The following is a 14,786-nucleotide window of genomic DNA, read 5'->3' on the forward strand; positions in this document are numbered from 1 at the left end:
CCCCAACCTAGGTCGTGGCGTCACCGATTCTTCGGGGGCACGCCGGTCCCGGCGTTCTTGGCGTTCGTGGGGCTCTTGGCGTCGGTGCCGGTCTTCGTGGTGGTCGTGCTCGTCGGCGGCACCGTCACCGTCACGGTCGCCACCGGGAAGCCGGCGGGCCGGGTTGCCGGCGCCTGGCGCAGCGGCAGACCCGGGCCCTCCGCCGGCGCGGGCGACCCGCTGATCTTCCCGGTCTGGTAGTCGAGGATGCCCGCGGCGCCGGTGGGCACGATCATGCCCATCCTCTGCGCCAGCCGGGCGATCCGCGCCGGGTCGCGCAGCGCGTCGAGCTGCAGCTGCAGCGCCTCCTGCTGGGCGTCGAGGTCGCGGGCCTGGTGGCTGAGCGCGGTCTCGCGGAAGGACGCCTGCTGCATGGAGGTGTTGAAGAAGAGCAGGCCGATGACGCCGCCGAGCAGCAGGGCGCTGATCAGCATCACGAACGGCACGCGGGGCGCGCGGACCGCCGTACGCCGTCGGGGTACGACGGTCAGGCGGGCCCGCTGCAGGGCGCGCTGGGCGACCCGCGGCGCGACGCGCGGGAGCCGGCTCGGGCTGGGGTTCGGTGCGGCGCTGCTCATCAGGCGACTCCCTTTCGGCGGGGCTGCTGCGGACGGATGCGCTCGATGGCGCGGAGTCGCACCGAGGCGGCTCGGGGGTTCTGGGCGATCTCCTCGTCGGACGCCTGCTCGGCGCCGCGGGTGACCAGGCGGAGGGCGGGCTCCTGCCCCTCCGGGACGAACGGGAGGTCGTCCGGCACGTGGCTGGCGGTGGCCGCCGCGAAGACCCGCTTCACCAGCCGGTCCTCGAGGGAGTGGTAGGACTCCACGACGACCCGGCCACCCACCGCGATCGCGTCGACCGCGGCCGGCATCGCGCGCTCCAGCACGCGCAGCTCGTCGTTGACCTCCATGCGCAGCGCCTGGAAGGTGCGCTTCGCGGGGTGGCCGCCGGTGCGCCGCGCCGGGGCGGGGATGGCGGCGTACAGCAGCTCGACGAGGCGGCCGCTGTTCGTGAAGGGCTCCTTGGCCCGCTCGCGGACGATCGCGTCGACGATGCGGCGAGCGTTGCGCTCCTCGCCGTACTCCTTGAGGATGCGGACCAGCTCGCGCGGCTCGTAGGTGTTGAGCACCTCGGCGGCGGTGATGCCCGCGTCGCCCATCCGCATGTCGAGGGGCGCGTCCACGGCGTACGCGAAGCCGCGCTCGGGCAGGTCCAGCTGCATCGAGGAGACGCCGAGGTCGAACAGGAAGGCGTCGACGCTCGGCAGGCCGAGGTCGCGCAGCACGTCGGGGATCTCGTCGTACACGGCCTGGACACCGGTGAAGCGGTCGCCGTACGTCGCGAGCCGCTCACGGCTCATCGCCAGCGCCTGCGGGTCGCGGTCGATGCCGATCACCCGGGCGAGCGAGCAGCGCTCGAGCACGGCCTCGGTGTGGCCGCCGAGGCCGAGCGTGCAGTCGACCATCACGGCGCCGTCGTGGTCGAGGGCGGGCTCGAGCAGGGCCACGATCCGGTCCACCATGACCGGCACGTGGTGCGCGTTCGCCATCGCCCTCGACCCTTACCCAGAAGTGCTTGGAACTGCAGATGAGATGAGCGGATCCGTAGGACCGGATCCCGGTCCGCTCCCTGGCTCTGGTGCCGCCTGGGACCGGGGAAGGTGTTCCAGGTGACGAGGTGCGGTGCGCGCCTGGTGCCGGGGAAGTGACCCCAGGGGTGCGCCGCGTGAGGTGGAAGCGGCCCGAGATCGGGCCCTGCGGATCCGCTGTGGACTTGTGGTGCGGTCTCGCCGAGCTCGACCGCCGGTGGTTCTGATCAGTCGTCGTCGTCCTCGTCGAGGTCGGCGAACTCCTCCAGCGCCGCCGCCTGGAACTCCCGCCACTTGTCGGGGTTCCAGATCTCCAGGCGGTCCCGTACGCCGATGACCACGACCTCGCGCTCGAGGCCGGCGTACTCCCGCAGGTTCGCCGGAACACCGATCCGGCCCTGCTTGTCGGGGATGGCCTCCTCGCCACCCGCGAACAGCACGCGGGCGTAGCTGCGAGCAGCGCGGTTGGTCATCGGCCGGGCAGCTGCCCGCTCGGCCTCCGCGGCGAAGACGTCGCTGGGCCAGACGACGAGGCAGTTCTCCTGTCCCTGCGTCACCACCAGGCCCCCCGCCAGTCGTTCCCTGAATTTCGCGGGGAGGAACAGGCGGCCCTTCTCGTCCAGCTTCGGCGTGTAGGTGCCCATGAAGAGCATCCCGGCACCCCCTGCTGACCTGGTCAGGCTCCTTGTTCCTCCACTTTCCCCCACACTACTCCACTTTCCTCCACCGTCAACCACCTTCCTCCCCGTGTCCCCACCCCGCTCCCCCACGCGATTCCCCACCGCGTTCGCGGTCCCGGGCGAGGTGCGGTGACGTAGGTTGGCGGCGTGGGAATCGCCGATCGGAACGCGGGAGAGACGGTCACTGCGGTGGCCGAGGTGGCACAGCGGATCCGCACCAACGTGGAGCGTGTGATCGAGGGCAAGAGCGAGGCCGTGACGGCCGCCCTGGTCGTGCTGCTCGCCGAGGGCCACCTGCTGCTGGAGGACGTCCCCGGGGTCGGCAAGACGATGCTCAGCAAGGCGCTGGCCCGCAGCATCGACGCCACCGTGCGGCGCATCCAGTTCACGCCCGACCTGCTGCCGTCCGACGTCACCGGGGTGTCGGTCTACGACCAGGCGACGCGCGAGTTCGAGTTCCGCCCGGGCGGCGTGTTCGCGAACATCGTGATCGGCGACGAGATCAACCGCGCCTCCCCCAAGACCCAGTCGGCGCTGCTGGAGTGCATGGAGGAGCGCCAGGTCACCGTCGACAACCAGACCTACCTGCTGGAGTCGCCGTTCATGGTGATCGCGACCCAGAACCCGATCGAGATGGAGGGCACCTACGCGCTGCCCGAGGCCCAGCGCGACCGGTTCCTGGCGCGCGTCTCGATCGGCTACCCGGTGCCGGCCGCCGAGCTGGCCATGCTCGACAGCCACACGGCCCTCAACCCGCTCGACGACCTCGAGCCGGTGACCGACGCGACCGAGGTCCGCAAGGTGATCGCCCTCGTCGGCCAGGTGCACGTCGCGCCCGCCGTGCAGGAGTACGCCGTCGCGCTCACCTCCGCGACGCGGAGCCACCCGGACCTGCTCCTGGGTGCCTCCCCCCGCGCGACGCTGCACCTCGTGCGCGCCGCCAAGGCGTACGCCGCCCTGCACGGCCGTGACTACGTGCTCCCCGACGACGTCCGCACCCTGGCCCAGCCCGTGCTCGCCCACCGGCTGCTGCCCAGCGCCGAGTCCGCGGCCGGCGGCCGTTCAGTCGCGGCGGTGCTCGACAGCATCACCGCATCCGTGCCGATCCCCGGCGCCTGACCCGAGCCGGCCGTCGTCATGCCCGCGTCCCGAGCCTCCTGGCCGAGCCTGACGCTGCGCGGCCGGGCGTTCGCGGCCGCCGGCGCGACGATCCTGGTGTCCGCCGTCGTGGTGGGGCAGGACACCCTGGTCCGCATCGGCGCCCTCGTCCTCGTCCTGCCCGTCCTGTCCTGGCTGCTCATCGGGTTCCGCCGCCAGGACGTCAGCGCCCGGCGACTGGTCACCCGGCCCGTCGTACCCGCCGGGTCCGCGACCACCGTCGACCTGCTGGTCACCAGTGCCGGTCGCGACACCGTCGAGGTCGAGGACCAGATCCCCTACGCGCTGGGCAGCCGCCCGCGGTTCGTTCTCGACAGCACGCCCGACGAGCAGCGGATGCAGTACAAGGTGCGCTCGGACGTCCGCGGCAAGTACGTGCTGGGCCCGCTCGCGACCCGGGTGACCGATCCGTTCGGCCTCATCGAGCTGCGTCACGTGGTCCCCGGCACGGCGTCGGTGATCGTCACGCCCCGCGTCGTACCGCTGCCCGCGATCGTCCTCGGCGGTGGTCGCACGGGCAGCGGCGAGCGCTCCATGCCCCACATCGCGGCGGGCTCCGCCGAGGACGTGACCGTGCGCGAGTACCGACGGGGCGACGACCTGCGCCGCGTCCACTGGCGCAGCTCGGCACGCGTCGGCCAGCTGATGGTGCGCCGGGAGGAGCACCCGTGGGAGGCCCGGGCGACCGTGCTGCTCGACAACCGGATCGGCGCGCACGCCGGACGCGGTCCGAGCAGCAGCCTGGAGACCGCGATCATGGCCGCCGCCTCGATCGCGGTCCACCTGGACGCGCGGGGGTACGCCGTCCGGCTGGTCACCGCCGACGGACCCGCCGGCCCGGACGCCGAGCCCGTGTCGGTGCTGCTCGAACGTCTCGCCGTGGTCGGCCGGAGCTGGCGGGCCGACCTCGACACCGTCTGGTGCGGCGAGTCCGCCCGGGTCGGCAACGTGGTCGCGGTCCTCGGCGCCGTCGCGGCGCGCGACACGACTGCCCTGCGCCGGATCCAGCACGCCTCGGGGCGTGCGGCGGCGATCGTGGTCGACGTCGGCCAGTGGGAGGGAGCTCCGCAGACCGGGACGTCCGCCCACGAGACGTTGGACGCCATCGGGTGGCGGATCGCCGGCGTGGGCCGCAGCGGCACGCTGGACCAGGCGTGGCGCGACCTCGACGTCCGCGCGAGGGCCGCCCGATGAGACCGGCGCTGTCCGCGTCGGCGGGCACGTTCGCCGTCGGGCTGGTCGGTGCGGCGACGGCATGGCTCGCGCTGACCTCGTGGCGGGGCCTGGTGACGTACCCGTCGGAGTACCTCTGGATCGGTGGCGCGCTCGGCCTGGTCCTCGCCGTCGTCGGCGCCGCCACGACCGGAAGGATCGCCCGTGGGGCGGCGATCGCCCTCGATGCCGTCGTCTGCATCGAGGTGGTCAGCTGGACCGCGACGGGCCGGGTGCTGCCCGTGCACCCCGACGCCCTCGCCGATGCCGTCCACGCCGCCGCGACGTCGGCCAACGTGAACCGGGTGCCGATCAGCCATGCCGACCCCAGCGTCACGCCGCTGCTGGTGCTGGGGGCCGCCGGGACGCTGTTCCTGGTGCAGCTGCTGGCGGTCCGCCTGGGCCGGGCCCCTCTCGCCGGGCTCGCGGTGCTCGCCGTCTTCGCGCTGCACGCTGGCTTCGTCGGTCTCGGCGCCAACACCGGGTCGTTCGTCGGCGCGGCCGCGGGGTTCCTGCTGCTGCTCGTGCTCGACGCGCACGCCGGTCGCCAGCGCTGGAACCGCCCGGACACCTCTGCCCGGCCGGCCCGGCCGAGCGGGCTGCTGCGCAGCCTGGGCCAGGCGTCACCGGTGGGCGGCGTCGCGATCGCCGTCGCGGTCCTGATCGGCGCCACGCTCCCCGTCCCTCGCAACGGGCTGTTCGACCTGTCCGGCGCCGATGGTCCCGCGGTGACGATCCACAAGCCGGTCGTGGACATGCGCAGCGAGCTGGACACCCAGAACGACATCCCGCTCATCGACGTCACCACCGAGGAGCCGAACCCCGGCTACCTCCGGATCGGCGTGCTCAACAGGTTCACCGGTGCGGAGTGGTCCAGCGGTGATCGCAACGTCTCCCCCGACCGGGTCGCGGACGGCCCCGTGCCGCTGGGGCCCGGGATCTCCCACGAGCTGGGCGGCACCGACTACTCGCTGCTGGTGCACGCCCTGCCCGCGTTCGACTCGACGTGGCTGCCCACGGCGTACCCCATCTCCCGGATCACCGCGGACGGCGACTGGCGCTGGGACCCCGCGACGATGGACTTCGTGGCGGCCGGGCACACCAACGCCGCGGACGAGACGTACTCGATGACGACCAAGGTGCTGGACTACGGCACGGACGGACGGTTCTTCCGCGACGCTCCCGCGCACAGCTACCCCGATGAGGACATCTACGTGCCGCCGAGCGTCTCGAGCTTCGTGCGCCAGCTCGCCGCGCAGGTCACCGCGGGCAGCACCGACGACTACGAGCGCGCGCTCCTGCTGCAGGCGTTCTTCCGGACCACCGGCCACTTCACCTACAGCGTCCACCGCGCCCCGCAGGGCACCGACGGCCAGGTTCTCGACACGTTCCTGCGTCGCGGTCCCCAGGGACGCATCGGCTTCTGCCAGCAGTTCGCCTCGGCGATGGCCATCATGGCGAGGATCGTGGGGATCCCGGCCCGCGTGGCCGTCGGTTTCCTCACGCCGCAGCAGATCGGCCCCAGCGAGTACGAGTACTCCTCCCGCGACCTCCACGCGTGGACCGAGCTCTACTTCGCCGGGGCGGGCTGGGTGCGGTTCGAACCGACCCCGTCGTCGAGGGCGCCGCACCCGCCGGGGTACTCCACGGTGCCGGTGGCCCTGCCGACCGACAACGGAGGCCCGCTGGGTGGACCCAGCTCACAACCGACGGCGACGCCCGGCGGGGAGCCGTCCGCCCTGCCCGGCGCCCCGGCGCCGTCCTCGAAGCCGCGGCAGCTGCCCGGCGGAGGCGCCGCGGCCCAGCAGGGCCACACGACCACCTGGGTCCTCGGCGTGCTCGCGGGCATCCCGGTCGTGGCGGTGCTCGCGCTCGTCGTGGTCGCCGCGGCGCGCCGCCGGCGGCGCGCGCAGCGGCTGGCCGGTGATCCCGACGAGATCTGGGCCGAGCTCAGGGCCACCGCGATCGACCTCGGGGTGGTCTGGCCCGACGGCCGCTCTCCCCGGGAGACCGGCCGGGCCATCGCCGCGCACCTGACCAAGGGCGGTCGTCGGGTCGACCCGGACGTGCTCGCGGCCCTCGACGAGCTCGTGCTCAGCGTCGAGGAGCTGCGCTACGGCTCGAACGCGCGCAGCGTGGCGGTCGCAGCCCGCCGCGACCTCGGTGCCCGGGCCGCGGCGGTCGTGCGGGACCTCGAGGAAACCGCCACCCCAGCACAGCGGCGGCGGGCGCGATGGCTCCCGCGGAGCCTGAGGGCCTGAGGGCCTACCAACCACCCCGGGCGGCAGTGCGGCGCCGCCGGCGCCGGTTGCCGAGCCCGCGAGGAGCGATCCCGGAGGAAGCGACGAAGGAGCGACCGGAGGGTCGCTCCTCGCGGGTGAGGCAAGGCGCCGACAGCGGCGACGCGCTCGGCCTACTACCAGCCACCCAGGTCGCGACGGCGACGCCAGCGGGTGCGCATGGTGTCCATGAACGCGCTGCGGCCACGGGGACGGCGGTTGCGACGGCCACCGTCGACGACGCCGAAGCCCGACGGGTGGTGACGACGGCCGGGCGTCTCGCCGGCGAAGGCCGCCGGCCCGACCCGCTGACCGCGGAGCGCAGCGAGACCCAGGGTCGCGGCGCCGAGCATGATGACGAACCCGCCGATGCCGATCTGCCAGTAGTGCGTGATCACCCCGGCCATCAGCACCGCGATGCCCACGACCAGCCCGAGGGCGGCGACGAAGGCGTTGCGGCGGGCGGCGTTGCGCATCGTGGTGCCGCGCAGGGTGGAGGCGAACTTGGGATCCTCCTCGGAGAGGGCGCGCTCCATCTGCTCGAGCAGTCGCAACTCCTCTTCCGAGAGTGGCACTGGAACCTCCGCACTCCTGATGAACCCCGCCGCGCGACGTACGTGCACGTCGGCCTTCACTCAAGTGTAGGCAGGCGCGCCGGAGACTGGTAGGGAAGGCTGGACATTTTGTGATCCCCACCGCACCGGTGATGTCACAGGAGGCTGGCGGGTCGCACGGCGCCGGATCCGAACCGGCCCGACGCGCGATCGACCGCCCGGTCGACCTCGGGCCACCCCGGGTCGCGCTCGCCGAACGAGAGCTGTCTGCCGAGCTCGGGCCGGGCCTGCTCCAACCGCTCCAGCCGTACGCCGAGCAGCCGGATCGCGCGGCGGCGGTGGGCCGGCCCCTGCTGCTCCAGCAGCAGGTCGAGGAGCGCGAGCGCGGCGGCGTACACGTCCCGGGTGACGTCGGTGGGCTCGCGCAGCGTGCGGGACCGGGACACGGTGACGAAGTCGCTGAACCGCACCGTGATCGCGACGACCCACCCGACCTTGCCTGCCTTCCGAGCACGGGCGGCGACGCGAGCGGCGAGGCGGAGCAGCTCGCGCGCCATCTGCGCACGGTCGCGGATGTCGACGGCGAGCGTGTGCTGGGATCCCATGCTGCTCTCGGGCTCACCCTCGCCGAAGCCGAAGGTGCCCGCACCCCCGGAGGTGAGGTGGTCGCGGTCGTCACCCCAGGCCAGGTGGTGCAGGACGCGACCGAGGTGGTTGCCGACCATCCGCTGCAGGTCCTCGACCGGCACCCGCGCCACCTCCCCGACCGTGGTCAGGCCGAGCCGGTGCAGCCGGCGCCGGGTGGCTTCGCCGACGCCGTACAGGACACCCACGTCCAAGGGGTGCACCTCCGCGACGAAGCGCTCCGGGGAGAGCATGAGCACTCCGTCGGGCTTGGCCCGCCGACTGGCGAGCTTCGCCACCGAGACCGCCGCGGCGATGCCGACCGAGCAGGTGATGCCGTGCTCGGCACGGACGCGGGAGCGGAGCCGGTCGGCGATCAGCTCCGGCGGGCCGAGCAGCCGGACCGCGCCGCGGACGTCGAGGAACGCCTCGTCCAGCGAGACCACCTCGACCACCGGCGTGACCGTGCGGAAGGTCTCCATGATCGAGCGCGAGACAGGCACGAGCAGGTCGAAGTCGGGCGACATGACGAGGGCGTGCGGGCAGAGCCGGCGGGCATCGGTGCCGGACATGCCCGAGCGGACGCCGTACGCCCGGGCCGGGTAGTTGGCCGACAGCACCACGCCGCGGTGACCGCCGCCGATCACGACGGGGACGTCGTGCAGCTCGGGACGGTCGCGGATCATCACCGACGCGTAGAACGCGTCCATGTCGACGTGGAGCAGGTGCAGCAACGCCTCGCCGAAAGAAGCCTCCTGGTCCTCCGAGAGACGTCTTTCGGAGGGCCACAACCCTTCTTTCGCGACCGGAGGCGGCATCACGCCGCCCTCGGGTCAGCGAGCGAGCACGTGCAATTGGGCCGCCAGGGGGAGGTACTCCGGGCGCGCGGCGACGGCGCGCTCGAGCTCGGCGAGGGCGGCGGGGCCGCCGGGCTCCTGGTCGATGAGCGCGCCGGGCACCAGGTCGGTGAAGACGCGGACCGCGTGGACCGCCTCCACGGTGAAGCCGGCGCCGGTGAGCAGCAGGTCGACCTCCTCGCGGGTGAACCGCCGACGGCCACGGATCGCGTCGCCGGCGGCGAGGTCGTCGAGGATCCCGCGGGCCTGGCCGAACTGGCCGGACATGGCCTTGGCGATGACGGCGGCGTGGGTCTGGGCGACGAGCAGGCTGAGCAGGCCACCGGGCCGCAGGACCTCGCGGATCGACGCGAGGGCACGCGCCGGGTCGACCACCTCCAGGACGCCGTGGCACAGCACCACGTCGGCGCCGGCCGGGCCGACGATGCCGGCCAGCTCGTCCACGTCGCCCTGGTGCCCGACGACGCTGACGCCCGCCTCGCGTGCTCGGCGCCCGAGGGCAGCGAGCGCGTCGGGGCTGGGGTCGACGACGGAGACGCGGTGGCCCATGGCCGCGAGCCGGACCGCCGAACCGCCGGTGCCACCGCCGATGTCGACCACCTCGACCGGCGACGTGCCGAGTGCCTGCTCGAGCCCGTCCCAGACGACCACGGTGCGCGGGGAGACCGCCGCGGGCTGTGCCGATGCCATGTCCCGAACACTAGGGGATGCCTCTCGAATCGGCGCCGTCGCGAGCGTCGCCCCGTGCGTGCGATGGCAAGGCGGAGGAGGGAGCCGGGCCGGAGGCCCGGCGACTGACGACAACGAAGCCAGCGTGCGCGCGGGGCGGCGCGCAGCAGGCGTCCGATTCGAGAGTCATCCCCTTGAGGGTGTCTTCCTCCGTGGCGACGTCAGCCCGCCGCGCGCCCCGCGAGCCGGTCCCCCACCGAGACGTGCGGGGTGAGGCCCAGGGCGTGCTCGACCACCGCGAGGAAGCGGTCGGCGTCGCGGACCAGGTCGTCGGCCTCGCGCTCGGTGACCGCGCGCGAGGATCCGGCCTCGGCCGCGGCCCGCTTGGCGGCACCCGCCGCGAAGAAGCGCGCCCACTCCTCCATCTCGGGGGCGACCTCGGCGAGCAGCACCCACGCGTTGCGCTGCTGGCGGCGCTTGGCCGGCTCGGGCCGGGCGCGGGCGGCGAGCAGAGCGGCAGCGGCCCTCAGCGCCGAGACGTGCGCGCACGCGTAGCGCGTCGCGACGTCACGAGCGGTGACCGCCTCGCTGAGGGATTCTGCCGACCGCATCAGGTAGGAATGGGTCGTCGCCGGCAGCATCATCGCCGCCCCCTTCCGCGGTGGTCGCACCGCCGCCTTGATCGATGTTCGAACGTTTGTTCGATACGACCAAGGTACAGCCCCCGACCGACACGACGTCAAGAGTCGGCGTCGACCAGCACCCCTTCCGCCGGTTCGCGCCGCTGCAGGTACGCCCCCACGGTGGGGTGCCACAGCAGCAGGAGCGCCACCGCGTCGAGCGCCGCCGACACGGTCAGGGCGCACTGCACGGAGACCGGTGGTGCCGTCCGCATCACCGCGAAGGATCCCAGGAACACACCGGCGGCGACCACGCTGAGCGCCCAGCGGGTCCAGGCCTGCGCGCGGCGCAGCATCCAGACCAGGAGCAGCACGGTCAAGGCGACGAAGCCGTAGAGGACGAGCACAACAGGCACGAAGGAGACCGGTCGGATGGTCCGGTCCGTCGGGTGCAGGGGTGCCCAGGCGTCGGCGATCTGGTGGCGGCGTACGACGACGAGGACCGACACGACCAGGCCACCCACGACGATCGCCCAGAACAGCCGGCTGACGAGCTCGACGGCGTGCGGCCGCTCGCTCTCGGTCTTCATCGTTCCTCCTCGATCACGCTCGATCACGCTCGATCACGCTCCGTGACGCCGGTGCGCGGCCGATAGGGTCGAGCACATGTCCGCCGAGCACCCGTCCGTCGCCCGCTTCCGCACGGCGCACCAGGACCTCGGCGGAGCCGGCCGGATCGTCATTCTGCCCGACTCGGTGCACACGGCGGCGCTCGCGGCCGAGGCGCTCGGCTGCGAGGTGGGCGCGATCGCGAACAGCCTGCTGTTCGAGGCCGACGGCGCGCCGCTGCTGATCCTGACCTCCGGCGCACACCGGGTCGACACCGCGAAGGTCGGCGCCGAGCTCGGCGTGGCGCTGCGCCGCGCGAAGCCGGACTTCGTCAGGGAGCACACCGGCCAGGTCATCGGCGGGGTCCCGCCGATCGGTCACCCCGCGCCGGTCCCGACGTACCTCGATCCCTGGCTGGCGCGCCACGACGTGGTGTGGGCGGCTGCCGGGCACCCGGCGGCGGTCTTCTCGACGTCGTACGACGAGCTGCGACGACTCACCGGCGCGACGCCGCTGGACGTGGAGTAGGAGAACCCCGAAGAGATGGACGTCGTCATCGTCGGCGGGGGGCTGGGCGGCATCGCGACCGCGGCCCGGCTCGCCAAGCTCGGCCACGCGGTCACCCTGCTGGAGGCGTCGGCCGAGATCGGTGGCGCGCTGCGGCCCGTCGAGCAGGACGGCTTCCGCTGGGAGGGCGGCCCGACCTCGACGCTGCTGCCCGCGGCCCTGCGCGACCTGTTCCGCAAGAGCGGGCGGCCCCTCGAGGCCGAGCTCGGCGGCGAGCTGGAACCGCTCGAGACACTCCGCGAGCACCGGTTCGCCGACCAGACCTCGATCGCCCTTCCGGCCGGCTCCCGATCGGCCCAGGCGGCCGCCTTCGACGCCCTCGGTCCCGGCCTCGGGGAACGGTGGAACCGCCACGTCGACCTCTACGAGGCGGTCTGGGACCTCCTGCGCAGGGAGTACGTCGAGAAGCCGTGGGACCCGTCCGGCAAGGACACCGTCCCGCGCGACCTGGCCAAGCTGTTCGACATCCGGGACACGATGCACCGCCGGTTGCGGGCCGACTTCCGCGACGAGCGACAGGCCCTCGTCGCAGGCCACCCGCTGGTGGCCGCCGGGCACGACCTGCGCAACGTCCCGCCGTGGATGGGCGTGGGCGTCTACCTGGAGCAGTGCTTCGGCGGCTGGCGGGTCCCCGGCGGCTTCGCGCGGCTGCTGGAGCTGCTCGAGGCGCGGCTCGCCAAGCGCGGCGTCGCGGTGTGCACCCGGACCGAGGTCGCCGACCTGGTCGTCCGCGACGGCCGGGTCGTCGGTGTCGCGCTGGGCGACGGCACCGAGGTCGAGACCGACGCCGTGGTGGTGGCGATCGACCCGCGACGGCTCCCCACGCTGGCGCCGCTCGTGGAGCGCACGATGCCCGCGATCCCGCCGGTGATCGCGCACGTGGGCGTCGAGGGCGAGGTCGACCTGCCGCACGAGCTCGTGCTGCACGCCGATCCCCTGCTCGTCGTACGCCGCGGCCTGGCTGCTCCGTCCGGGCACACGGCGCTGACCGTCCACGCGCGGGGCAAGATCGCCGAGGACGTCGTCACCGCCCTGTCGCGGCACGGCATCGACCTGCGGGAACGGGTCGTGAGCCGGGTCGACCTCAGCCCGCGCGACCTGGTGCAGCAGTGGCGGGGATCGCCGTACGGCGTGCTCTGGCAGGGCCGGCGCACGGTCCGCGACCGGCTGGGCCCGCGCACCCCCATCGGCGGCGTGTACGTCGCCGGGGCGCACACCGCGCCGGGCGCGGGCGTGCCGTTCGTGGCGCAGTCCGCGGCGCTGGTGGCCCAGCTGATCGGCGACTGACCCTGACGGGCCGAGTGGCTCAGGCGGTGATCTGGAGCTTCTCGAAGATCTCCAGCGTCGCCTTGGAGCGGTTCAGGGTGTAGAAGTGCAGGCCGGGCGCGCCGCCCGCGAGCAGGTCGTCGCACAGCTGCGCGGCGAGCTCGATGCCCGCGGCGCGCACCTGCACCGGGTCGTCGCCCGCGGCGGTGATCGCCCGGATCACGTCGTCCGGCACGGAGGTGCCGATCAGCTCGCCCTGCCGCTGGATCGCGCCGAGGTTCAGGATCGGCATGATGCCCGGCAGGATCGGCATGTCGACGCCACGGGCGCGGACGCGCTCGACCAGGTCGAAGTAGTCCTGGGCCCGGAAGAACATCTGGGTCACCGCGAACTCCGCACCGGCACGGGCCTTGGCCACGAGCACGTCGGCGTCCTTGTCGAGCGACTCGGCGCTCGGGTGGCCCTCCGGGAAGGCGGCGACACCCACCCGGAACTCGCCCCGCGAGCGCGCCAGCTCGACCAGCTCGACGGCGTAGTTGAGGCCGCCTTCGGTCGGGGTCCACTCGGCACGCGGGCCGGCCTGCGGGTCGCCGCGCAGCGCCATGACGTGGAAGACGCCCGCGGCGGCGTAGGCGTCGAGGATGCCCTGGAGCTCCTCGCGGGTGTGGCCCACGCAGGTCAGGTGGGCCATCGGCGTCAGCGACGTCTCGCTCGCGATCCGGCCGGTGATGGTGACGGTCTTGTCGCGGGTGCTGCCGCCGGCGCCGTACGTCACGGAGACGAAGGTGGGTCGGTAGGGCTCGAGCGCGCGGATCGCGTCCCACAGCTGGGTCTCGCCGGCCTCGTCCTTGGGCGGGAAGAACTCGAAGGAGAACGATCGCTCGCCGCTCTTGATGAGCTCACCCAGTGAACGTCCACGTCCCGCAGTCATGGGCCGAAGTGTAAAGGCGACCACTAGGGTGACGGACGTGACTGACGAGGCGTGGGATCCGGCGTACTTCCGGGGCCGGGTGCAGGGCGAGCTGGACGCGTTCCTCGCCGAGCAGGCCTCGCGCCTGGAGCCGCTCGGGTCCGACGCCGACCGGCTGCTGGCCGAGGCGCGGGCCGTCGTCTCGGGAGGCAAGCGCTTCCGGGCCGCCTTCTGCTTCTGGGGGTACGCCGCCGTGGCGGGCCGCCCGACCGGTGACGCCGAGCGCCCCGTGCTGCGCGCCGCCGCCGCGCTGGAGCTGCTGCACGCGAGCGCGCTCGCGCACGACGACCTCATGGATGCCTCCGACACCCGACGCGGCCGCCCCGCCACGCACCGCGGCTTCGAGGCCGAGCACCGGGGCGTCGGCTGGCGCGGCGACCCGGAGCAGTACGGGGCGGCCGCCGCGATCCTGCTCGGCGACCTGCTGCTGTCCTGGGCCGATGAGCTGGTCCGCCGGTGCGGCCTGGGCTGGGACGTCGTCGGTCCGGCCCTCGACGTCTTCGACCTGTGCCGCTCGGAGGTCATCGCCGGGCAGTTCCTCGACGTCTCGGTGCAGGCCCGCGGCCACGCGTCGGTGGACGAGGCGATGACGGTGCTGCGCTACAAGTCGGCGAAGTACTCCATCGAGCGGCCGCTCCACGTCGGCGCCTCCCTCGCCGGCGCCGACCCGGTCACGCTCGACGCGCTCACCCACTTCGGGCTGCCCCTGGGCGAGGCCTTCCAGCTGCGCGACGACCTGCTCGGCGTCTTCGGAGACCCGGCCACCACCGGCAAGCCGGCGGGCGACGACCTGGTCGAGGGCAAGCGGACCCTGCTGGTCGCGCACGCCCTCGCCTCCGCCTCCACCGCCGACGCGGCCACCCTCGACGAGGCGCTCGGCACCGACCTCTCCCCCACCCAGGTCGACGAGCTGCGCCGCATCATCGACGCGTCGGGGGCGCGGGCCCGGGTGGAGGCCACGATCACCGAGCTCGCCGACCAGTCCCTCGCGGCCCTGGACGCCGGCCGGGCCACGGGCTGGGACGCGGCCGCCTGCGACGCGCTCGCACAGCTCGCCTCGGCGGCGACCCAGCGCGCCTCCTGATCCGCGTCGT

15 protein-coding genes are annotated in these 14,786 nt (G+C 73.6%); 6 read left to right on the forward strand and 9 right to left on the reverse strand.

Annotated features, from left to right (window positions below; genetic code table 11):
* Positions 1-20: 20 nt before the first annotated feature.
* The 3 genes from ACYVAQ_RS10610 to mraZ form a co-directional block, all read right to left on the reverse strand.
* Entirely contained in the window at positions 21-617 is a 597-nt protein-coding gene (locus ACYVAQ_RS10610; RefSeq protein ID WP_460789114.1) for a hypothetical protein, read from the reverse strand.
* A complete protein-coding gene (gene rsmH / locus ACYVAQ_RS10615) occupies positions 617-1,588 on the reverse strand; it encodes a 16S rRNA (cytosine(1402)-N(4))-methyltransferase RsmH (protein WP_460789117.1) in 972 nt (323 codons plus the stop codon). The genes ACYVAQ_RS10610 and rsmH overlap by 1 nt, the downstream gene beginning before the upstream one ends.
* Before the next feature lie 266 nt (positions 1,589-1,854).
* Positions 1,855-2,271: a division/cell wall cluster transcriptional repressor MraZ gene (gene mraZ, locus ACYVAQ_RS10620; RefSeq protein WP_460789119.1), complete on the reverse strand. Its 417-nt coding sequence runs from the start codon at positions 2,269-2,271 to the stop codon at positions 1,855-1,857.
* 189 nt (positions 2,272-2,460) lie between these two features.
* Between mraZ and ACYVAQ_RS10625 the strand changes: the two genes are divergently transcribed.
* From ACYVAQ_RS10625 to ACYVAQ_RS10635, 3 genes are read left to right on the forward strand one after another with little or no spacing between them, the layout of a single operon-like run.
* Complete coding sequence (locus tag ACYVAQ_RS10625; RefSeq protein ID WP_460789206.1) at positions 2,461-3,426, forward strand: AAA family ATPase; 966 nt, start codon at positions 2,461-2,463, stop codon at positions 3,424-3,426.
* Positions 3,427-3,444: 18 nt separating this feature from the next.
* Positions 3,445-4,659 carry a DUF58 domain-containing protein gene (locus tag ACYVAQ_RS10630; RefSeq protein ID WP_460789121.1) on the forward strand — a complete coding sequence of 405 codons (1,215 nt, stop codon included), beginning with the start codon at positions 3,445-3,447 and terminating at the stop codon, positions 4,657-4,659.
* The gene (locus ACYVAQ_RS10635; protein ID WP_460789123.1) at positions 4,656-6,938 is read left to right on the forward strand and encodes a transglutaminase family protein; all 2,283 of its coding nucleotides are present in this window, start codon (positions 4,656-4,658) and stop codon (positions 6,936-6,938) included. The genes ACYVAQ_RS10630 and ACYVAQ_RS10635 overlap by 4 nt, the downstream gene beginning before the upstream one ends.
* A gap of 155 nt (positions 6,939-7,093) precedes the next feature.
* Here the strand turns inward: ACYVAQ_RS10635 and ACYVAQ_RS10640 are convergent, their stop codons facing one another.
* The 5 genes from ACYVAQ_RS10640 to ACYVAQ_RS10660 all read right to left on the reverse strand — a co-directional run bounded on the left by ACYVAQ_RS10640 (position 7,094) and on the right by ACYVAQ_RS10660 (position 10,870).
* Positions 7,094-7,531 (reverse strand): DUF3040 domain-containing protein, encoded by a 438-nt coding sequence (locus ACYVAQ_RS10640; protein WP_460789125.1) that lies wholly within the window; start codon positions 7,529-7,531, stop codon positions 7,094-7,096.
* A gap of 134 nt (positions 7,532-7,665) precedes the next feature.
* Entirely contained in the window at positions 7,666-8,868 is a 1,203-nt protein-coding gene (gene dinB, locus ACYVAQ_RS10645) for a DNA polymerase IV (RefSeq protein ID WP_460789126.1), read from the reverse strand.
* Between the two features lie 99 nt (positions 8,869-8,967).
* On the reverse strand, positions 8,968-9,681 hold the full coding sequence (locus ACYVAQ_RS10650) for a methyltransferase domain-containing protein (RefSeq protein ID WP_460789128.1): 714 nt from the start codon (positions 9,679-9,681) through the stop codon (positions 8,968-8,970).
* A 200-nt stretch (positions 9,682-9,881) separates the two neighbouring features.
* On the reverse strand, positions 9,882-10,304 hold the full coding sequence (locus ACYVAQ_RS10655; RefSeq protein ID WP_460789130.1) for an SAV_6107 family HEPN domain-containing protein: 423 nt from the start codon (positions 10,302-10,304) through the stop codon (positions 9,882-9,884).
* A 95-nt stretch (positions 10,305-10,399) separates the two neighbouring features.
* Positions 10,400-10,870: a hypothetical protein gene (locus ACYVAQ_RS10660; protein ID WP_460789132.1), complete on the reverse strand. Its 471-nt coding sequence runs from the start codon at positions 10,868-10,870 to the stop codon at positions 10,400-10,402.
* Between the two features lie 76 nt (positions 10,871-10,946).
* Here ACYVAQ_RS10660 and ACYVAQ_RS10665 point away from each other — a divergent pair, with 76 nt between their 5' ends.
* Both ACYVAQ_RS10665 and ACYVAQ_RS10670 read left to right on the forward strand, forming a co-directional pair.
* Entirely contained in the window at positions 10,947-11,417 is a 471-nt protein-coding gene (locus ACYVAQ_RS10665) for a YbaK/EbsC family protein (RefSeq protein ID WP_460789134.1), read from the forward strand.
* A 15-nt stretch (positions 11,418-11,432) separates the two neighbouring features.
* A complete protein-coding gene (locus tag ACYVAQ_RS10670; protein ID WP_460789136.1) occupies positions 11,433-12,743 on the forward strand; it encodes a phytoene desaturase family protein in 1,311 nt (436 codons plus the stop codon).
* 19 nt (positions 12,744-12,762) lie between these two features.
* Here the strand turns inward: ACYVAQ_RS10670 and metF are convergent, their stop codons facing one another.
* The gene (gene metF / locus ACYVAQ_RS10675) at positions 12,763-13,653 is read right to left on the reverse strand and encodes a methylenetetrahydrofolate reductase [NAD(P)H] (protein ID WP_460789138.1); all 891 of its coding nucleotides are present in this window, start codon (positions 13,651-13,653) and stop codon (positions 12,763-12,765) included.
* A gap of 37 nt (positions 13,654-13,690) precedes the next feature.
* Here metF and ACYVAQ_RS10680 point away from each other — a divergent pair, with 37 nt between their 5' ends.
* Entirely contained in the window at positions 13,691-14,776 is a 1,086-nt protein-coding gene (locus tag ACYVAQ_RS10680) for a polyprenyl synthetase family protein (protein ID WP_460789139.1), read from the forward strand.
* Positions 14,777-14,786: the final 10 nt, after the last annotated feature.

The organism is Nocardioides maradonensis (genome assembly GCF_054777115.1).